General features: G+C 67.2%; 11 protein-coding genes and 1 pseudogene. 7 read left to right on the forward strand and 5 right to left on the reverse strand.

Going from position 1 to position 21,268, the window contains the following annotated elements; translation table 11 throughout:
• Positions 1-173: 173 nt before the first annotated feature.
• The gene (locus tag CFB35_RS17010; RefSeq protein ID WP_081066550.1) at positions 174-956 is read right to left on the reverse strand and encodes a carbonic anhydrase; all 783 of its coding nucleotides are present in this window, start codon (positions 954-956) and stop codon (positions 174-176) included.
• Between the two features lie 518 nt (positions 957-1,474).
• Here CFB35_RS17010 and CFB35_RS17015 point away from each other — a divergent pair.
• Complete coding sequence (locus tag CFB35_RS17015; protein ID WP_059576345.1) at positions 1,475-2,311, forward strand: peptidyl-prolyl cis-trans isomerase; 837 nt, start codon at positions 1,475-1,477, stop codon at positions 2,309-2,311.
• Positions 2,312-2,444: 133 nt separating this feature from the next.
• Here CFB35_RS17015 and CFB35_RS17020 read toward each other — a convergent pair whose 3' ends face one another.
• The gene (locus CFB35_RS17020; protein WP_059576363.1) at positions 2,445-2,864 is read right to left on the reverse strand and encodes an NUDIX hydrolase; all 420 of its coding nucleotides are present in this window, start codon (positions 2,862-2,864) and stop codon (positions 2,445-2,447) included.
• A 407-nt stretch (positions 2,865-3,271) separates the two neighbouring features.
• Between CFB35_RS17020 and CFB35_RS17025 the strand changes: the two genes are divergently transcribed.
• Positions 3,272-3,589 carry a hypothetical protein gene (locus tag CFB35_RS17025; RefSeq protein WP_059576341.1) on the forward strand — a complete coding sequence of 106 codons (318 nt, stop codon included), beginning with the start codon at positions 3,272-3,274 and terminating at the stop codon, positions 3,587-3,589.
• Positions 3,586-4,356 (forward strand): glycosyltransferase family 25 protein, encoded by a 771-nt coding sequence (locus tag CFB35_RS17030; protein WP_059576337.1) that lies wholly within the window; start codon positions 3,586-3,588, stop codon positions 4,354-4,356. Before CFB35_RS17025 ends, CFB35_RS17030 begins: the two co-directional genes overlap by 4 nt.
• Positions 4,357-4,464: 108 nt before the next feature.
• On the opposite strand, the gene CFB35_RS17035 is transcribed toward CFB35_RS17030, so the two are convergent.
• Positions 4,465-4,785, reverse strand: coding sequence for a helix-turn-helix domain-containing protein (locus tag CFB35_RS17035; protein ID WP_059576333.1), 321 nt, complete (start codon positions 4,783-4,785; stop codon positions 4,465-4,467).
• Positions 4,786-5,531: 746 nt separating this feature from the next.
• On the reverse strand, positions 5,532-8,567 hold the full coding sequence (locus CFB35_RS17040) for an ATP-binding protein (RefSeq protein WP_089465313.1): 3,036 nt from the start codon (positions 8,565-8,567) through the stop codon (positions 5,532-5,534).
• A 470-nt stretch (positions 8,568-9,037) separates the two neighbouring features.
• Here CFB35_RS17040 and CFB35_RS35675 point away from each other — a divergent pair.
• The 4 genes and pseudogenes from CFB35_RS35675 to CFB35_RS17055 form a co-directional block, all read left to right on the forward strand.
• Positions 9,038-9,115 (forward strand): annotated as a pseudogene (locus CFB35_RS35675) (ESPR domain-containing protein); the annotation flags it as partial.
• Between the two features lie 405 nt (positions 9,116-9,520).
• The gene (locus CFB35_RS17045) at positions 9,521-18,403 is read left to right on the forward strand and encodes a YadA-like family protein (RefSeq protein ID WP_373453014.1); all 8,883 of its coding nucleotides are present in this window, start codon (positions 9,521-9,523) and stop codon (positions 18,401-18,403) included.
• A gap of 102 nt (positions 18,404-18,505) precedes the next feature.
• On the forward strand, positions 18,506-19,213 hold the full coding sequence (locus tag CFB35_RS17050) for an OmpA family protein (RefSeq protein WP_059576328.1): 708 nt from the start codon (positions 18,506-18,508) through the stop codon (positions 19,211-19,213).
• A 327-nt stretch (positions 19,214-19,540) separates the two neighbouring features.
• Positions 19,541-20,266, forward strand: a complete 726-nt coding sequence (locus CFB35_RS17055; RefSeq protein ID WP_059576325.1) for a response regulator transcription factor — start codon at positions 19,541-19,543, stop codon at positions 20,264-20,266.
• Between the two features lie 90 nt (positions 20,267-20,356).
• On the opposite strand, the gene CFB35_RS17060 is transcribed toward CFB35_RS17055, so the two are convergent.
• The gene (locus CFB35_RS17060; protein WP_059576322.1) at positions 20,357-21,052 is read right to left on the reverse strand and encodes a response regulator transcription factor; all 696 of its coding nucleotides are present in this window, start codon (positions 21,050-21,052) and stop codon (positions 20,357-20,359) included.
• Positions 21,053-21,268: the final 216 nt, after the last annotated feature.

The raw sequence follows: 21,268 nt of genomic DNA on the forward strand, positions 1-21,268 counted from the left end.
GAAATCCGGGTCCATCGGATCGGACAGCGCCGAATGCCGATGCAGCACGTTCAGGTTCAGCTGATTCGGCCACCAGTCCTTGTTCGTCGTGCCGCTGCCTGCGGTGTGGTTGAACGGGCACTTCGATGGGTTCGACATGGACATTCTCCTTGGATGAGCGATGTTGTGTGGGTTCAGTGCCGCTGGTACTTCAACAGCGGGCGTCCGTTCAGCGGCTGCGTGGCGCGCGCGTTGTGCGAGTAGTGCCGCGTGAACGCGTCGATGTCGGCCGCGGACAGCTCCATCGTGTCCTGCAGCACATACCATTCGACGTTCTCGGTGAGCGGGGGCGTCGTCAGCGAGCCGAGGTAGTGGTAATAGCTGTCGAGATCGTCCGGCATCAGCGCCGCCACGTCGAACGACGCCAGCGGCGACGCGACGCCGCGCCGCGCCGCGCGCACGATCGACGCGAACTGCGCGTTCTCGTTGCCGTCGCGATAAAGCACCGCGACGACGGCAAGCCGGCCGTCCTGCGCGCGGAACACGAAATGGCCTTCGAGCGGATAGCGCCGGCCGTCGATCGTGTGCTCGGCCGGCGCGTGGAAGTGCGCCTGAAGCAGCCGGAAGTGACGGCCGCGGATGATCACGTCGCTTTGCTTCGGCACGACCTGCACGGTGTGGCCGTTGTCCACGACGGTCGCGCCGCCCGTGGCGACGTGCACGACGATCGCGTCGTTCACGCCGGGCATGCGTTCGGCCTGCACGACGGTGCCCGACCGGATGTCGATCGGCGATTGCGAATCGCCCGACTCGATCTGCCAGGCCTGTTGATGCGCGTAATCGAAGTCGCGCTGGTTCTGCGTCGGTGCGGCGGCGGCGGCCGCGGTCGCGCCGCTCGCGATTGCCGCGGCGAACACCGGCAGCGTCGCACGCCGGACTGCCGTGACGACCTGCGTCAGGTTGATTCGATGATTCAAACGGGATCCTCGATACGGGAAGGTGAAAGGAAATCGCTCGCGGCCGGTGCGAGATGCCTGCGCGACCGAAAGCCGGGATCAATTCATTATTCGTATCGGCCCGATGCGTTCCAATCAGACTCGTCTGATTCAAGCGCCATTCATGCGGCGCGTCGCGATTCGTGTGGATCGTGCGGATCGAGCGTGCGACGCAAACGTGCGCCGATGTAGGACCAGGCCGATTGTGTCGTCGTCTGCGTCTGCCCACAATGTGCCGGTCGAACGGTTGCATGGTGATCCGTTCGATACCTCGTATCCGAAGCTCGTCTTCGTTCCGAACGCCGCCCGAGGTGGGGCGGCGTCCTTTTTCCGTGTTCGACGCACGGCAACGAACGTGGCGCGCCGCGGGCAGACAGGGAATACGCGCGACGTCGTCGACGATTTCGATACACCCTCGAGCGCCGACGCCGTCGGCGCCATCACGCTTCATCGTTCATACGCGCAGCCTTCGTGCGCGGTCAATTATCAAGGACTCCATCATGAAGACTCGTATTCAAGCCATTCCCGCCGTGATCGCACTCGTCTGCGCCACCGGCATGACGGGCGCGGTCGCCGCCGAAGCCGGCGCGGCCCCGCTGCCGAAAGGCATCGTCGCGGTCGTGAACAACGCGCCGATCGTACAGAGCGACGTGGACACCATCGTGAAGGCGTCGGGCCAGCCCGATACGCCTGCGTTGCGCGATGCGGTGAAGCGCGACCTGATCGTGCGGCAACTGATCGAGCAGGCGGCCGACAAGGCGAACTACGGCAGCCGGCCCGAAGTCCAGGGCATCGTGTCGCGCGCGCGTGCGAGCGCGGCCGCCGATCTGTATCTGCGCGATGCGTTGGGCGCGCAGCGCGTGACCGATGCGCAGGTGAAGGCGCGCTACGACTACATCGTCGCGAATGCCGCGCAGTTCGAATACCGCGCGCAAGTGGTGGCCGTGGCCGATGCCGCGAAGGCGAATGCGGTGGCCGCCGAGCTGAAGCAGGGTGCGGCCTTCGATGCGGTCGCGAAGAAGTACAACACGACCGCGAACGCTGGCGTGGCCGAGTGGAGCGAACTGAAGACGCCGCTTGCCGAAGGCCACACGGCCGGGCTGCCGATGCCGCTCGCGCAGGCCATGACGTCGCTGAAGCCGGGCGCGGTGTCGGGCCCGGTGCAGATCGGCAATGCGTATGCGTTCGTGAAGCTCGCCGACAAGCGCCCGGTGGTCGTGCCGAGCTTCGACAAGGCCAAGCCGGTGCTGCGACAGCAACTGGAGCAGCAGGCGCGACAAAACGCGATGGCCGCGCTGGTCGACAAGCTGGCCGCGCAGGCGACGATCGAGCAGTAACAGGCGCCGAAGAAAACGAGGCTCGGCCGGCTGTGAGCCCGCCGAGCCTTTTTTGTTCCGTGCGTCGTTTCGCCGGCAATCGGCCGCCTTTTTCCCGTCACCGGAACCGCGCCGTGCGCCAATCGCAACGACGTCATCCCACTGCGGTCTCCGCTTCGACGTGAATCATGAAGGCCACGGGCCCGGCGACGCGCGTCCCGTCGAGTGCGAGTTCGACGATCGCGGGCGTCGGCCCGCTGCAATCGATCGACGCCATTTCCATCCGGTCGAACCACGCGCAGTGCGCGACTTCCGCGGACGGACGCGCTCGCGCGTGCGCATCGAGATCCGCCAGGAACACGTGATGCAGCTTGTGCTTGCCGGCCGCGCGAAACAGGTAGCGCAGGTTCCGGCAGACGAGCCCGGTTTCTTCCGCGAGTTCGCGGCGAGCGGCGTCGCTCAGCGATTCGCCCGGTTTGGGTAGGCCGCCGGGTAGTGTCCAGCGGGCGTGCGGTCGGGCGACCAGCAGAATCCGGTCGCCGCGCCGGCACAGGACGGTGGCGCGTTGTTTCATGATGGTGTCGTCCGATGGCATGCGGCGAATGCCGCGGTTGGGAAAAAACGTCGCTTCGGGGAAGCGCCGTCAAGACGTTCGTGTCGAGACGTTTCCGATGCGAGGGCGTCGCGGGCGTCATGCCGGTTGCGGCGGACAGCCTTGCGCCGTGACGCGTTCCACTTTATGGACACGCTGTCGGCCACTCAATCGGCCCAGTCTTAAAAGCGTCGACAGATGACGCTTGGCGGGCCGCCGGCCGGGAAGCAGGCCACATAGACTCCGGTACGCCGTGTAGGCCTCGTCCGATTCCTTCGCCCCGCCGCCGGACAATAAGACCCGTCCGATAGAGATTCGCGTCCGACTCGCCTGTAATACGCAGCATCCGCCGATATCAAGCGGCATGAACTGGCGATGGAGGACAATCGATGAGTGATGCAGATAATGTGGTCAAGGGCGCGGTGGTCGGCACGATCGCGAGCGCGGCGACCGTCGCGCTCGTGCACTTCGTGATCGAGGCCGGCACGCGCTGGAGCGCCGGCGGCCTGGCGGTGACGCTGATCTCGGCGGTGCTGATGGCGTTCGTGCTGCTCGTGCCGCCAGCGTTCGCCGCATGGCGCAACCGGATGAACGCAATCGATCCGTTCTTCGAGCCCGAGGCGTTGAAGCCGATCCTGCAAGGCCGTGCGGTGGGTATCGTGCTCGGCATCGTATTCGGCATTTCGGTCGTGACGGGCTGGCAATGATGGCGACGAACGCGCCCACCCTGCTTGCGGCGGACCCGGCCGTGCGCCCGACCGTCAAGGTCATTTCGCTGCGCCGCAGCCACGCGCGCCGGCACGCGTTCCGCGCGAACAACCCGCATCTGGATTTCGAATTCGTCGACGCGATCGACGGACACGCACTCTCGGACGCCGCAATCACCGCATCCGGCCTGTTCGCGCCCGGGTTGCCGTACACGCGCGGTGCGTTCGGCATCGCGATGACCACGCATCGGCTGTGGAGCGACATCGCGTCGGGCCGCGAGCGGGTAACGATCGCGGAGGACGATGCGATCTTCCGGCCCGATTTCCACGACGCCACGCTGCAATTCCTGCGTGACGATCGCGGCCGGCACGATTTCATCGCATGGGGCTACAACTTCGATTCGATCTTGCGCGGTTCGATCTTCAACAGCCGCGCGCCGGTGACGATGCGCTTCGACGAAGCGGCGCTCGACGGCGCGATCGGCGATTTCCGGAACGACCGCGGCCCGGTGCTGGTGATGAACCTGCTCGAGTTCTACGGGATCTGTGCGTACACGATCTCGCCGGCCGGCGCGCGCTTCCTGCTCGATCGCTGCTTTCCGCTGCGGCCGGAGACGCTCTACTCGTACGGGCTGGGCCGGACGCTCGACAATTACGGCATCGACATCGTGATGAACAAGTTCTACGGCGCGATGCATAGCGCGGCCACCTTTCCGCCGCTCGCCGTGACGATGAATGCACGCGAGACGTCGACGATTCAGGCCTGACCCGATCGGACGCGACAACCGGCGACGTTGAATCGAAAGGGGCGCTTGCCTCGTACGTGCACCGGCACGCTTCGGCTGCCGCCCCGTTCGTCGTTGCGCGACGCGCGGTCAGACCGTCGCCGTGATACCGGCCGGGCCCGATTCCCCCGCGGCCCGCACCACGATTTCCACATGCTGGCCAAATGCCGCCAGCGTCAGCATCAGTTGATCCAGCGAAACGTTCCTGAGCCGCTCGCGCTGCTCGGGCGTGACCACCGGCCGGGCCATTTCCGCGAGCGCCGCGGCATCTTCGTCACTCAGGCCGCGCGACGCAATCAGCGCGTTGAGCTTCAGCGCAAGGACGGACTTGGCCTCCAGCTCCCCGACGTCGTAGAAATCGAAATCGGCCGGCACGGCGCCGGTGTAGTCATCCTGATCGTCGTAATTCATCGTGCTTCTCCCGTGATCGCCGAACACTGCGCGGCATCGAGCGGCGCCCTATCGGCGAGCCTGACATGCGGAACGACGCGGCGAGATTGAATGGATGTTTGCGTGTTGACGAAGCAGTCCCGGAAACGAATGGGTGCGCTATGATTCGCGTCAGCCATGGTCAACTCCTCTGTTGAGTTGGTGGTGGTCAGCGGCCTGCAGGTGTTTTACCCACCCGCAGGCCGCGCTCGTTGACGCGGCGGATGTCGATCGTTACTTCATCCAGGCGAAAACGTGCAACTACTTTAGCCAAGATTGAACGGCCGCGGGCAACGGGTGCGCGCGGTTTCAGCCGCGTTGACCATCAGGTCAGTGCCTCGCGTCCTTGCTGCTCAACGATTTCGCGGCGGCTGCGTCGGCTGGCCGATTCGTCGTTTCTTCACCGATGTGTTGAAAAGCGTGTCGATCGGCCGCGTCGAGGCACCCTGACGAACCGTTTTCACCGACGGGAAGAAATCCCAGCACGAATCGGTTCAGTCCTATTGGATGCAGGGTCCAATGACGTTAAGCTGGGTTTGCGCGGTGCCGTGGCATGGATTCGACGGCGGTCGCTGGGCCCGGCCGTTGCGCGAAGCTACGTTGGTTGTAGCACTACTCCTCACGCTGCCTTATGCGAGCGTCGAATCCCCGCCGGCGGTTGCCGCGCACTTCTTCCGCTCATCGTTCAGATGACGCGAAGCAAGCCGTCCTCCCGCTTCGCGCCTCCTTCATGCTCCATGCTTCACTCCGGCCGCAAGCGGATCGCCACGCTGCTGCGCGTGGTCGCCGGCGCGCCGCGCGAGCGCGGCTTGCGCGCAGCCGCGGTATTGCTCGAACTCCCGCGCGAACGCCACCGCGTCGCCGGCCAGCGCCAGCGCTTCCAGCGACGCGCAGAGGCCCGACACATCGCGCTCGCCGATCATCGCGAACGCGCCGCGCATACTGTGAATCTCCGCACGGGCGGCCTTCAGGTCGCCGTATTCCAGTGCACGCACGATCGCGGCATTGGCCCGGTTGGTCGCATCGACCAGCGCCGCGCACAGGTCGCGCGGCAGCGGCCCGCGCGTGCTCGCGGGCGCCGCCGCGATCGCGCGGCCCGGCCGCCACGGGCCCGTGTATTTCGCGATCGCCTGTTCGAGCGAGCGCAGCGACGTCGGCTTCGTGACGATCTCGTCGATGCCGGCTTCCTTCGACAGCCGCAACTCGTCCGGCTCCGCATGCGCGGTCACGGCCAGGATCGGCAGCGCGCGGCCGCGTTCGCGCAGCATCCGGGCGAGCGCATAGCCGTCGAGGCCCGGCATGTTGAGGTCGGTCATCACGATCGCGTAGTCGTGCCGTTCGACGAGATCGAGCGCCTGCGCCACGCCGGACGCGACGTCGGCGCGATAGCCGAGCACGTCGAGCTGATCGTGCACGAGCGAGCGGTTGACGGGGTTGTCGTCGACGAACAGCACGCGCAGGTCCGGCGTGTCGCCGCCGGCCGGCGCCGGCTGCATCCCGTGCTGATGGTCGAGCGGCAGCGGCAGCGACACGACGAAGGTCGAGCCGACGTTCGGCACGCTGTCCACGGCGATGCGCCCGCCCATCGATTCCGCGAGCTTGTTGCTCAGCGGCAGGCCGATGCCCGTGCCGCCGAAGCGGCGCGCGATCGATTCGTCGGCCTGCGCGAACGGCTCGAACACGCGTTCGAGCTGCGCGGGCGTCATGCCGATGCCGGAATCGCTGACGCGGATCATCACCGGCGTGCCGTCGGCCACCGGCGCCGTCACGGACAGCGCGACGGCGCCGCGATCGGTGAACTTGATCGCGTTGCTGACGAGATTGACGACGATCTGCCGCACCCGCAGCGGATCGCCGACATACGGCCGCGCCGCCTGCGCATCGACGTCCACGCGCAGCGCGACGCCCTTTGCACGCGCGACCGGCTCGAACAGCTCGGCGATGTCGCGCGCCAGCTCGTCGATGCGGAAGCTGGTCGCCTCGAGCGTCATCCGGTCGGCTTCGATCTTCGTCATGTCGAGCACGTTGTTCAGCATGTCGAGCAGCATCCGCGCGGCCGACGTGACCGCGTGCAGCCGCGACTTCTCGCGATTGCGGTCGGGCGCCTTGTCGAGCAGTTCGAGGTTGCCAAGCATCGCGTTCAGCGGCGTGCGGATCTCGTGGCTGATCGTTGCCAGGAACGTCGATTTCGCGCGGTTCGCGCTGTCGAGCGCGCGCTCGGTGTCGGCGCGCGTCGTGATGTCGGAGAAGCCGCACAGCAGCGTGTCCTTGCCGCGGTAGCGCACGCGCACGAAGTTGACGAGCAGGTCACGCGCGCGGCCGTCGTCGAGCGTCACCGGGAATTCCACGTCGAGCTGCACCGGTGCGCTGCCCATGCCGTGCCGGTAGCGCGCGAGCAGGCGCTCGTGCAGCGGCGGCTCGCCGGCCGCGCTTTCGTACAGCTCGTGCATCCGGTTGCGCAGCAGCACCGCGTCGGTGTCGAGCGACACGAGCACGATGCCGAACGGCGACGTCGCGATGATCGCGCGGCTCATTTCATCGGTCTCGAACACGCGGCGCGAGCGGCGGAACACTGGCGCGAACACCTTCAGGTCGAATGCGATCACGAGCGCCCACAGCACGGCCAGGATCAGCGCGGCCACGCCGGTTTCGCGCACGATCGTCGGCCAGATCGCGATCGCGATCGTGCGCCACGAGTACGCATAGACGATCGCGAAGCCCGTGTCGGCGATCCGGTCGCTGATCGTGAACACGCCGTGCAGATAGCTTTCGTCGAAGCAGTCGAGGCCGCGCCGCCAGCCGTTCTCGGCGAGCGCGTGACGCATCAGCGCGGCGCCGTCGATCGACGCGCGCGTGCGGTCCTCGTCCAGCAGCACGCGGCCGGCCTGGTCGACCAGCATTACCACCGCGTCTTCCGGCGCCTGCTTGAGCCGGTCGTCGAGCACGTTCACGTCGAGATCGCTGACGAAGGTCATGAAATGCCGCGGGCCGTCGAACGCCGGCTCGACGAGGCGGAACACCTTCTTGCCCGTGAGCGGGTCGATCGCGGGCGGCTCCCACGCGATGCGCCGCGTCGCGCGCCAGTAGCGCGCGACGGCCGGGTTCGACCAGTCGGCGACGTTGAACGCGAGCCGGTCGATCAGCGCGCGCGTGTCGGCCACGCCGATGCGCTCGAGCACGTCGCGATAGGGCATCGACGGCGGCGGCGTGATCGCGAGCACGTTGCGGTCGGGGCTGTACGCGTAGCCCGACAGCGGCATCCCTGATTGCCGTTCGGCGGCCGCCACCGAGATCGTGAGCCGCTCCAGCAGTTGAACGTATTCGTCGGTTTCGTTGCCGGCCAGCGCGTCGGGCGTCACGGCGACGAAGATTTCGCTCACGTTGCGCAACGGCGACAGCACGACGTGGCCGTCGCGCGCGAGCGCCTCGGCCGCGCTGTGCGAATGGCGCGGATGGCTGTTCCACAACAGCTCCGCATTGATCACCGAGCGCCGCACCGACGCCTGTTTCGCGTCGATCTCGAGTTCGACGAGCGCCTTGTGCGTGGCGAACAGCTCGCGCCGCTTCGCGATGTAGTCGCGCACCGAGCCGTCGAGCAGCACGCTCGTCGCGAACAGGATCACGAGCGACAGCACCGCGGCCCCGCCGTACAGCGTAAAGCGCTGGTAGCGGTGCAGCAGGCTCAGGTCGCGCGCTTCGCCGTCGATCGACGCGAACGGCGCGTTGGCGTCCGCCGGGGACGCGAACAGGTGTCGGATGGGCATGGGACGAATACCGTGAAATCAATGCGCGAATCGGGGCCGCACGCGAGACGAACGGCGAGAGCCGTCGGCGGACCGCGCGCGTAGCGATATCCGTAAGCCGTGTGGAATGGCGGGCGATTGCACTGCCGGCTCGGGGAACGAGCCAATTATCGTGATGGCAGGGCCGCCGGTATGTAGGGCAGTCCGAAGCAATTCGGCAACGGCGGTAGGACTGGTCCTAATTGTCGAGGCGAGCCTGCGCGCTGCGTTTATACGGTGCGAGCGGCGCGCATGTCAAACGATCGCGCGTTTCGCGGGCGTGCCGTGTCGCGTTTTCCTCGCGGAAGTGTCAGGCATCGTCATATTCGGACCAGTCTGAGTAAATAAGTTTTGTCGCGTCTGGCTGTCTGATTATCGAAAGGCGTTGCGAAAAATATATTGGCTCACGTAGCTCGAATCTCGTCTCACACTTTCGTATAGAGGCAATCAACGTGAACAAGACATACCGCACCGTCTGGAATCCGACGACGGGTACATGGGTCGCGGCGGCCGAAACGGCGCGCTCGCAAAAGAAATCGAACTCGACGATGCGTTCGTCGGTAACGGCTGCGGTCGCGGTCATGGCGGGCGTGGGCGGAAGCGCGATCGCGATCGATGCCGGAGCGCAGACGGCGAACGGGAATGGCGCGCTGAACCTGTGCGGGGGAGCGAACGGGGGGGTTGGCCATACGTTCGGCTACTCCGGCGCAACGACGAACGCAAACTGTTCGGTGATTGGTACCAACAATCCGGTCTACCGGGGGCATGCGCCTTCCTTTGTGCTGGGAAATGGTGGTGATCTGAATGGTGCGGCCGGGGTCGGCTCGACGGCGAGCACCGCATCGGTGGCCGGCAGCCGGGACGGTCATGTGATGATTTACGGTGCCAACGGCGTTCACATCACCGGCACGACGGATTTCGCCAACGCCGTCAGCATGACGAATAACCGCATCCAGAACCTGGCTGCCGGTACGGCGGGCACGGATGCGGTCAACTTGAATCAGCTGAATGCCGCGATCGCGGCGACGGATGACAAGTTTGTGGCCATCAGTACCGGAACGTATGCGGCCGACGTGGCCGCCAGCGCTGCCAGCAGTGCAACCGCCATCGGCGCGAACGCAAGCGCTGCCGGCACGTCGGCAGTGGCACTCGGCGGCAATACTACGGCTAGCGCGACGAATGCCGTGGCGCTCGGGACGCTCGCGCGTGCAACCAGTGCCGAAACGACCGCGGTTGGCGTAGGCGCGGCGGCCACCGGGCAGAACGCGTCGGTGCTGGGGCGCGGCGCGTTGGCGAGCGGCGGAAATTCGGTCGCCCTCGGTGCGTTCTCCGTTGCCGATCGGGCAAATTCCGTGTCCGTCGGCACGGCCGCGAGCCAGCGCCAGATCACGAACGTCGCGGCCGGCACGGTGGGTACGGACGCGGTCAACGTGAATCAGCTGAACGCCGCGATTGCCGCGAGCGATCCGTATTTCATGGTCAACAGCACCAGCGCCAATCACGCAAATGCGACGGGCGCCAATGCGGTTGCCATCGGACAAAACGTGACGTCCAGCGGCTCCAGTTCCGTGGCGCTCGGATCCGCAACGGCAGCCGGCGGCTTTCACTCGGTCGCGATCGGCGCGTCGGCGAGTACGGTCGGCGACAGCAACGTGGCGCTCGGCGATGGCGCCGCGGTCGCGCAGAGCAACCGTTTCGTTCCGACGAGCGGCGTAGCCATCGGTACCAACGCTCGAGTCATCGACGGCGACATTACCGGCGCGACCGGCTCGATCGCGATCGGCAATAGCGCGACGGCCGGTGGAACGGGCACGATCGCAATCGGTACCAATGCGCGACACACCGGATCGGGTGCGACGGTTCTGGGCTCCAACGCCAGCGCGATGGGCGGGGGTGCAGGCGTCGCAGTGGGCTCGGGCAGTTCTGCCGCGGGCAGCTCGTCGGTCGCGACGGGCCCGAACGCCACGGCCACCGGCACGGGCTCGGTTGCAATCGGCAGTTCTGCCGCAACCGCGGGCAACAACAGCGTGGCGCTCGGCAATACCGCTGCCGGCAGCGCGATCAATACCACCGCGATCGGCAGCAACGCCAAGGCGACCGGCACCAACGCGACCGTGCTCGGCCAGAGCGCGTCCGCGAGCGGCCTGTCGGCGGTCGGCATCGGTTTCCGTGCGAATGCGCAGGCAGACAACTCGGTCGCGCTCGGCATGGATTCCGTCGCGAACCGGAACAACACCGTTTCCGTCGGTTCGGCCACGCAGCAGCGCCAGATCACGAACCTCGCGGCCGGCACGGCCGGGACCGACGCGGTGAACGTCGCCCAACTGAACGCCGCGATCGCGAACGTCGGCGGCAGCAATCCGTACGTCAAGGTGAATGGCGCCGGTGACGGCAGCGATGACGCCAGCGCCACCGGCGTCGGCTCGGTGGCCATCGGCTCGAACGCGAAGACGCTGGTCGACGGCGGCGTCGCGGTCGGCCGCAGCGCCACGGCTGGCATGGCCAACAGTGTCGCGATCGGTAATGACGCGGTCGCTTCGCAGGATGGCGTGGCGATCGGTCGGGATGCCCGTGCGCAAAACGCGAACGCGATTTCGATCGGTGCGGGTTCGGCGGCCGGCCAGAACGGCACGTCGCTCGGCAATAACGCGCTTGCCGGTTCGAATGCGCTTGCGTTGGGCACCAATGCATCGGCCACCGGCAACAATTCCGTCGCCCTGGGTAACGGATCGGTCGCGCTGGCGGACAACACGGTATCGGTCGGTAGCGCCGGCAACGAACGCAAGATCGTGAACGTGGCGGACGGTACGCTGTCGGCGACGAGCAAGGACGCGGTAAACGGCGCGCAACTGTTCGCGACGAACACGCGCGTCGGTTCGCTGGAAGATTCGCTCGCGAGGGGTGGCGTGATCGACCCGGTGACGGGTGAATCGCTGGCGGTGGTGTACGACGGCACCGCGAAGGACAAGGTCACGCTGGGCGGCGGCACGGCCGGCACGACGCTGTCGAACGTGAAGGCCGGCGTGGCGGACAAGGACGCAGTGAACGTGAGCCAGTTGAAGGGCTCGGGCCTGGTCGGCGACGACGGCAGCGCGATCGCCGCGGTCACGTACAACCGCAACGCGGACGGCACGCCGAACTACGACGCGGTGACGCTGGGCGGCGGCAAGTCGACCGGCCCGGTGACGCTGTCGAACGTGGCGGACGGTGTGAACCGCAATGACGCGGTGAACCTCGGTCAGTTGCAGGATTCCGGCCTCGTTGCGCCGGTCGATCCGACGAACCCGGGTGCGGGTGTGACGTCGCTCGCGGTGACGTATGGCAAGAACGCGGATGGCTCGGCGAACTTCGACGAAGTGAAGTTGAAGGGCACGAACGGCACGACGCTGGCCAACGTGAAGGCCGGCGTTGCCGACACGGACGCAGTGAACGTGAGCCAGTTGAAGGGCTCGGGCCTGGTCGGCGACGACGGCAAGGCGATCGCCGCGGTCACGTACAACCGTAACGCGGACGGCACGCCGAACTACAACGCGGTGACGTTGGGCGGCGGCAAGTCGGCCGGCCCGGTGACGCTGTCGAACGTGGCCACGGGTGTCGCGGCGACCGACGCGGTCAACGTGCAGCAGTTGCAGCAGACCGTGGCCAACGGCAACCCGTATATCGGCGGGCGCGGCACGGGTGTCGCCGCGCAGGCGACGGGCCTCAATGCCATCGCGCTGGGCCTCGGCTCGGTCGCGGACGAGATCCGCACGGTTTCCGTGGGTAACAGCGCAACGGGCCTGCAACGTCGCATTACGAACGTGCAGAACGGCGAGGCCGACAGCGATGCGGCGACCGTCGGTCAGGTCAACGATCTGATGGGTATTGCGTCGACGAACGCGCAGGCGGCTATCGACAACGTCAGCACGACGACCACGCAAGCCATTCAGGACGTGAACAGCCGACTGGATGCGATCGGCACGCTCGCGGGCACCGATCCGTATGTTCAGGTCGACGGTCTCGGCGACGGCAGCGACAACGCATCCGTTCGTGCGGGCACGTATGGCGTGGCGATTGGCGCGGAAGCCAGCGCCACCGGCGATACGGCGATCGCGATCGGCGCACAGTCGCGTTCGACGGGCTCCGGTTCGGTCGCGCTCGGCGCGGGTGCCTCGGCAACGGGTACGGGCGCTGTCGCGTTCGGAAGCGGCGTGGCGACCGGCACGAGCGCGCTCGCGCTGGGCAATGGCACGAACGCGTCGGGCAACAACGCGGTCGCCGCGGGCTTCAACGCGCGAGCCGCGGGCGTCAACGCCCTCGCGCTCGGCAATACGGCGCGCGCCAACGCGGCCGACTCCCTGGCATTCGGCACGGGTGCGCAGGTCGATCCGCTCGCCACGAACTCAATTGCGATCGGCCGTCAGTCCAGCGTTACCGGCACGGCATTGAACTCGGTCGCGCTGGGCGCGAGCTCGGTGGCGGATCGGCTGAACTCGGTCTCGGTGGGTTCGACCGGGCAGCAGCGTCAGATCATTTATGTCGCGCGCGGTACGGCCAACACCGATGCGGTGAACGTGAGCCAGTTGAAGGACGCCGTGGCGGCCTTCGGCGGCAATGCATCGGTGGGCGCGGACGGCTCCATCGTGAACCCGACGTACACCATCGGCGGCACCACCTATCGCAACGTGGGCGATGCGCTCGACGCGCTGGCCAATCTGGGCGGCGGGGGCGGCGGAACCGATCCGCTGGCCGTCACCTATGGCAGGAACAGCGACGGCACGCCGAACTTCGAAGTGGTCACGCTCAAGGGCACGGACGGCACGACGCTGTCGAACGTGAAGGCCGGCGTTGCGGACAAGGACGCGGTGAACGTGAGCCAGTTGAAGGACTCGGGCCTGATCGGTGGTGACGGCAAGGCGATCGCGGCGGTCACGTATGACCGTAACGCGGACGGCTCGCCGAACCTCGGTTCCGTCACGCTGGGCGGCGGCGCGAATGGCACGACGCTGTCGAACGTGAAGGCCGGCGTTGCAGATAAGGACGCGGTGAACGTGAGCCAGTTGAAGGGCTCGGGGCTGATCGGCGACGACGGCAAGTCGATCGCCGCGGTCACGTACGACCGTAACGCTGACGGCACGCCGAACCTCGGTTCGGTCACGCTGGGTGGCGGCACGGCCGGCACGACGCTGTCGAACGTGAAGGCCGGTGTTGCGGACAAGGACGCAGTGAACGTGAGCCAACTGAAGGGCTCTGGCCTGATCGGCGACGACGGCAAGGCAATTGCCGCGGTCACGTATGACCGTAACGCGGACGGTACGCCGAACTATCGTTCGGTGACGCTGGGTGACGGCACGAACCCGACGCAACTGAAGCATGTGGCGAACGCAACCGAAGACAGCGACGCGCTGAACCTCGGTCAGTTGAAGGACTCGGGCCTGGTGGGCGACGACGGCAGCGGTAACCTGACGTCGCTGGCGGTGACGTACGACAGCGCGACGAAGGACAAGGTCACGCTGGGCGGCGGCACGGACGGCACGACGCTGACCAACGTGAAGGCCGGCGTTGCAGATAAGGACGCGGTAAACGTGAGCCAGTTGAAGGGCTCGGGCCTGATCGGCGACGACGGCAAGGCGATCGCCGCGGTCACGTACGACCGCAACACGGACGGTACGCCGAACTACCGTTCGGTGACGCTGGGCGACGGCACGAACCCGACGCAGCTGAAGCACGTGGCGAACGCAACCGAAGACAGCGACGCGCTGAACCTCGGTCAGCTGAAGGACTCGGGCCTGGTGGGCGACGACGGCAGCGGTAACCTGACGTCGCTGGCAGTGACGTACGACAGCGCGACGAAGGACAAGGTCACGCTGGGCGGCGGCACGGACGGCACGACGCTGGCCAACGTGAAGGCCGGCGTCGCGGACAAGGACGCGGTGAACGTGAGCCAGCTGAAGGGCTCGGGCCTGATCGGCGACGACGGCAAGGCGATCGCCGCGGTCACGTACGACCGCAACACGGACGGTACGCCGAACTACCGTTCGGTGACGCTGGGCGACGGCACGAACCCGACGCAGCTGAAGCACGTGGCGAACGCAACCGAAGACAGCGACGCGCTGAACCTCGGTCAGCTGAAGGACTCGGGCCTGGTGGGCGACGACGGCAGCGGTAACCTGACGTCGCTGGCAGTGACGTACGACAGCGCGACGAAGGACAAGGTCACGCTGGGCGGCGGCACGGACGGCACGACGCTTGCCAACGTGAAGGCAGGCGTTGCGGACAAGGACGCGGTGAACGTGAGCCAGTTGAAGGGCTCGGGCCTGATTGGCGACGACGGCAAGTCGATCGCGGCGGTCACGTACGACCGCAACACGGACGGTACGCCGAACTACCGTTCGGTCACGCTGGGCGATGGCACGAACCCGACGCAACTGAAGCACGTGGCGAACGCAACCGAAGACAGCGACGCACTGAATCTCGGTCAGTTGAAAGACTCGGGCCTGGTGGGCGACGACGGCAGTGGGAACCTGACGTCGCTGGCAGTGACGTACGACAGCGCGACGAAGGACAAGGTCACGCTGGGCGGCGGCACGGACGGCACGACGCTGGCCAATGTGAAGGCAGGCGTTGCGGACAAGGACGCAGTGAACGTGAGCCAGTTGAAGGGCTCGGGCCTGATCGGCGACGACGGCAAGTCGATCGCCGCGGTCACGTACGACCGTAACGCGGACGGCTCGCCGAACTACCGTTCGGTGACGCTGGGCGACGGCACGAACGCGACGCAACTGAAGCATGTGGCGAACGGTACGGATCGTCAGGACGCTGTGAACCTCGGTCAGTTGCAGGATTCGGGCCTCGTTGCGCCGGTCGATCCGACGAACCCGGGTGCGGGCGTGACATCGCTGGCGGTGACGTATAGCCAGAACGCGGACAATTCGGCGAACTACGACGAAGTGAAGCTGAAGGGCACGAACGGCACGACGTTGACGAACGTGAAGGCCGGTGTGGCCGACGCGGACGCAGTGAACGTGAGCCAGCTGAAGGGCTCGGGCTTGATCGGCGACGACGGCAAGGCGATCGCCGCGGTCACGTACGACCGTAACGCGGACGGCTCGCCGAACTACCGTTCGGTCACGCTGGGCGACGGTACGAACCCGACGCAGTTGAAGCATGTTGCGAACGCAACCGAAGACAGCGACGCGCTGAACCTCGGTCAGCTGAAGGACTCGGGCCTGGTGGGCGACGACGGCAGCGGCAACCTGACGTCGCTGGCAGTGACGTACGACGGCGCGACGAAGGACAAGGTCACGCTGGGCGGCGGCACGGCCGGCACGACGCTGACGAACGTGAAGGCCGGTGTTGCCGACGCGGACGCAGTGAACGTGAGCCAGTTGAAGGGCTCGGGCTTGATCGGCGACGACGGCAAGGCGATCGCCGCGGTCACTTACAACCGCAACGCCGACGGCTCGCCGAACTACGACGCGGTGACGCTCGGCGGCGGCAAGTCGGCCGGCCCGGTGACGCTGTCGAACGTGGCGGACGGTGTGAACCGCAATGACGCTGTGAACCTCGGTCAGTTGCAGGACTCGGGCCTCGTTGCGCCGGTCGATCCGACGAACCCGGGTGCGGGCGTGACGTCGCTCGCGGTGACGTACGGCAAGAACACGGACGGCTCGGCGAACTTCGACGAAGTGAAGCTGAAGGGCACGAACGGCACGACGCTGGCGAACGTGAAGGCCGGTGTTGCCGACGCGGATGCGGTGAACGTGAGCCAGTTGAAGGGCGCTGGCCTGATCGGCGACGACGGCAAGGCGATCGCCGCGGTCACGTACGACCGCAACACGGACGGCACGCCGAACTACAACGCGGTGACGCTGGGCGGCGGCAAGTCGGCCGGCCCGGTGCAGTTGAAGAACGTCGCGGCCGGCACGGACGGCACCGACGCGGTGAACGTGGCGCAGTTGAAGGACGCTGGCCTCGTCGCGCCGGTCGATCCGACGAACCCGGGTGCGGGTTTGGCATCGCTCGCGGTGACGTACGGCACGAACGCGGACGGTTCGGCGAACTTCGACGAAGTGAAGCTGAGGGGCGCGAACGGCACGACGCTGACGAACGTGCAGGCCGGCGCGGTGAACGCGGCGAGCACGGACGCGGTGAACGGCTCGCAGTTGTACGGCGTGTCGAAGAGCGTCGCGGATTCGCTGGGCGGCGGCTCGGCCGTCGACGCCAACGGCAACGTGACGGCGCCGACGTATTCGCTGACCGATCCGGCCAACGCCGCGACGAAGGTCGACTACCGCAACGTCGGCGACGCGCTCGACAACCTGGATGGCCGTGTTGCGACCAACACGCAGAACATCACGGTCATCAACAACCAGCTTGCCGATTCGGGCCTGGTGGATCCGGTGACGGGTCAATCGATCGCCGCGGTGACGTACGACCGCAACGCGAACGGCACGCCGAACTACAACGCGGTGACGCTGGGCGGCGGCAAGTCGGCCGGCCCGGTGCAGTTGAAGAACGTCGCGGCCGGCACGGACGATACCGACGCGGTGAACGTCGCGCAGCTGAAGGACGCTGGCCTCGTCGCACCGGTCGATCCGACGAATCCGGGTGCGGGCGTGACGTCGCTGGCGGTGACGTACAGCCAGAACGCGGACGAATCGGCGAACTTCGACGAAGTGAAGCTGAAGGGCACGAACGGCACGACGCTGACGAACGTGGCCGCGGGTGCGGTGAACGCGACCAGCACGGACGCGATCAACGGCTCGCAGTTGCACGGCACCGCGCAGAGCGTGGCCGACACGCTGGGCGGCGGCACGACGGTCGATGCGGACGGCAAGCTCGCCAACGCGTCTTTCGAGGTCAAGGGCAACCGCTACTCGACGGTCGAGCAGGCGATCCAGGCCGCGGCGGCATACGGCGCGACCGATTCGCTCGCGGTGCGTTACGACCTGAATGCCGACGGCACGCCGAACTACGGCTCGGTGACCCTCGGCGGCACGGGTGCGGCGCCGGTGAAGCTGACGAACGTCGCGGACGGCACGAGCCAGTACGACGCGGTGAACTTCGGGCAGTTGAGCGCGCTGAACGACAAGATCGGCGATCTCGACGACCGCGTCGGCGGCCTCGAGCTGCGACCGGGCAACCCGGGTGACGGCAACGGCGGCGGTTCGGGCACCAACCCGTACTTCGGCGCGACCGACCAGACCGCGGGCGGCTCGTCGGCGGCGAACCCCGGCACCGGCACCGGCAACGTGGCGGCAGGTTCGGGCTCGTCGGTCGGCACCGGCGTGAACGACGGCACGGCCATCGGCTCCGGCTCGAAGGTGGCCGCCGGCGGCGGCACGGCGATAGGCGCGGGCTCGGCCGCGAACGGCGAGAACGCGACGTCGATCGGCCACGGCTCGAACGCGACCGGCAGCGGTTCGGTGGCGATCGGCTCGGGCGCCGTGGCGAACGAGGCGAACACCGTTTCGTTCGGCGACGGCACCGACACCGGCAACCGCCGCGTCGTGAACATCGCGGACGGTATCAACGCGAACGACGGCGCGACGAAGGGCCAGCTCGACCGTGCGGTCGGCGGTCTGTCGGGCCAGATCAACGATGTGTCGAGGAACGCGTACTCGGGTATCGCGGCAGCCACCGCGCTGACGATGATCCCGGGCGTGGATCCGGGCAAGACGCTGTCGTTCGGTGTCGGCGGCGCGACCTACAAGGGCTATCAGGCGGTGGCGTTCGGCGGCGAGGCTCGCATCACGCAGAACCTGAAGATGAAGGCCGGCGTGGGTCTGTCGAGCGGCGGCAACACGGTTGGCGTGGGCGCGTCGTACCAGTGGTAAGGCGCGGGGCGGGGCCGTGCGCCCCGCCCGTGCGGGGCCGTTCCGATTTTCAACCCTCTCAGACAAGTGCGGCCGCCCGCGGGCGGACGCCATTTCAAGACCATGACTTCAAAGCTTTTGCGCGTCGCGTCGATCGGCGCGTTCGCGATGGCGCTCGGTGCGTGTACGACGCAATCGGGGCTCACTTATGACATTCGCGCGGTATCCGTGCCGGGCAAGCCGGACAACATCTTCCGCGTGAGTTGCGACGGGCTGCTCGGCAGCGCGAATGCATGTGCGCGCGCGGCCGAAGAGTTCTGCCGCGGGCAGGGCTTCACGCCGCTCGAGATGATCGACCGCGTGTACAGCCGCGCGCCGATGAAGGATCCGCGCGAAATCACGTTCATCTGCGGCAAGCCGCAGCCGGTCGCGCAGCCCGCGCCCGCGCCGGCGCCGCAGCAGCCGGCGCCGCAACCGGTTCAGCAGCGCCAGGTGCTGCTGCAGGGCGACGCGAATTTCGCGACCGACAGCGCGGCGCTGACCGCGCAGGCCCGCAACGATCTCGATCGCTTCATCGTGGCCAATCGCGGCGTGGAATTCGCGCGCGTGTCGATCACGGGCTTCACCGATTCGACCGGCGGCGCCGCGCATAACCGCGCGCTGTCGGAAGCGCGGGCGCGCACCGTCGTCGAGTATCTGCGCGCGAACGGGCTGCAGGCCCGTTCGTTCGTCGCGGAAGGCCTCGGCGCGGCCGATCCGGTTGCATCCAACGCGACCGCAGCCGGTCGCGCGCAGAACCGCCGCGTCGAGATCCGCCTGGACGTGAAATGACGCATTGACGTATCGCGCGGCGCCGGTTCGCCGGCGCCGCAGGGCCTTCGTCGGTCACGAGCCGATGGAGGAGCGGGGTGCGATCGACCGCCGCACCCCGCTGTCCCGGCAGGCATGCCAAGCCGCCCGCTCTCACCGAGCCGGCGGCTTTTTTCATTGGCGGCGCGCCGCGCGGCGGGCTGCTCCCGTTCGGCCTTGGCGGCCGGCCCCGGTTTCATGCGAAACTAGCGCCCAATTACGATCCAGAAAGAACGGCGCGCACGCGCCGTCGCCGGCCATCGGGCAGCCGTTCGGCCGCCCGCGACAGCGGTGAACACTCGGACGACTATGGGAAGCTATCAGATACGTGTGGTACTGGCCGACGACCACCCGGCATTGCTCGTCGGCGTTCAGCATGGGCTTTCGTCGGTGCCGACGATCCGGCTCACCGGCACGGCCGGCAATTCGACCGAGCTGATCGCGCTGCTCGATGCGAACGTATGCGACGTGCTGGTATCCGACTACGCGATGCCCGACAACGTGCACGGCGACGGCATCGCGCTGTTCTCCTACCTGCAACGCAACTATCCGGCCGTCAAGCTGGTCGTGCTCACCATGCTCGACAACGCGGCGGTGGTCGGCGCGCTCGTGCGGCTCGGCATCGCGTGCATCGTCAGCAAGTCGGATGCGATCGATCACCTGATTCCAGCCGTGCATGCGGCCGCCACGGGCGGCACCTATTATTCGCCGTCGGTCGAGAAAGTCGTGCGCACGCTGTCCGCGCATTCGGGCGCGCGGATCGTCGACCAGGCGCCGAGCCTGAGCAGCCGCGAGATCGAGGTCGTGCGGCTGTATGCGTCGGGGATGACCGTCAACGAGATCGCGGACAAGCTCAGCCGCAGCAAGAAGACGATCAGCACCCAGAAGGCGCGCGCGATGCAGAAGCTCGGCGTGGAAAAGGATATCGACCTGTTGCGCTACGCGATGGAGAACGGGATCGTCGCCGCGTCGGGCGGCGAGGGCAAGGCGGCGGAGCAGGTGGGAGAGGAGAAAGGGCGCGCCGAGCCCGACTGACCGGAGCGCCTCGCGCATCGGCAGAACCCGGCGCGCGATCATCCGAGCCATGGGCGTGGCCGGCCGTGCGCCGGAATGGTGGTCGTACCGTCAGCGCGGATGGTCGTCGAGGGCCGGCAGCGTCGTCGCGTAACCGTAATCGGACACGAGCCCGCACGAAATCGCGTAGCGGACCAGATCGACGTCGCGCTCGATCCCGAGTTTCTGCATCGCCGAACTCTTCTGCGTGCTGATCGTTTTCTTGCTGCGGCTTAACTGATCGGCGATCGCGTTGACCGACAGGCCCGACGCGAACAGGCGAATCACTTCCAGCTCGCGCGCGGACAACGCCGGCGCCTTGCCGCCCGTGTTGCCGGCGGCGCGCAGGATCCGGTCCATCGAAGGCGACAGATAGCGGCCGTTCGTATAGGCCGCGTGAATCGCCATCGTCAGGTGGCTCGTCATATCGGATTTGCTGACCACGCATGCGATGCCGAGTTCGATCAGCGCGCGCAGCGCCACCGCATTCTCCATCATCGTCATCACGACGATGCGCAGATTCGGATGTCGCTTCAGGATCGCGGTGAACATCGCGAGGCCGTCGCCGAATTCGGCGCCCGGCATCGCGTAGTCGGAGACGAGCACGTCGCATGGTTGGCTCGCGAGCGCTTCCATCAGTTCCGTCGAGTTGCCGGCGGTCGCGACCACCGCGAGCGTATTCGTCGCGGACAGTTCGTAACGTGCGCCGATGACGACCGCCGGATGGTCGTCGGCGATCACGATGCGAATGGGGAAATTTCCTGGCATGTCGGTGTACCTGCATGTTGCGGCGCGCAGTGGGCGCCGCGCGGTGGAGATCGGTGCGTACGGCTGCGCGTGCGGCGTGCAAGCCGGCGGCACGCGAAGCCGTTGCGCCGACGGCCGGTGGCGGCTCGTGCGGAACCGTCACCGGCCGTCGGCCGAACGAGCGGGGGATCGCTCCCCCGCTTCGGGTCGAGGCTCCGCGCGACGCGGAGCCGTCCG

The organism is Burkholderia sp. AU16482 (assembly GCF_002223285.1).
Lineage (GTDB): Bacteria > Pseudomonadota > Gammaproteobacteria > Burkholderiales > Burkholderiaceae > Burkholderia > Burkholderia semiarida.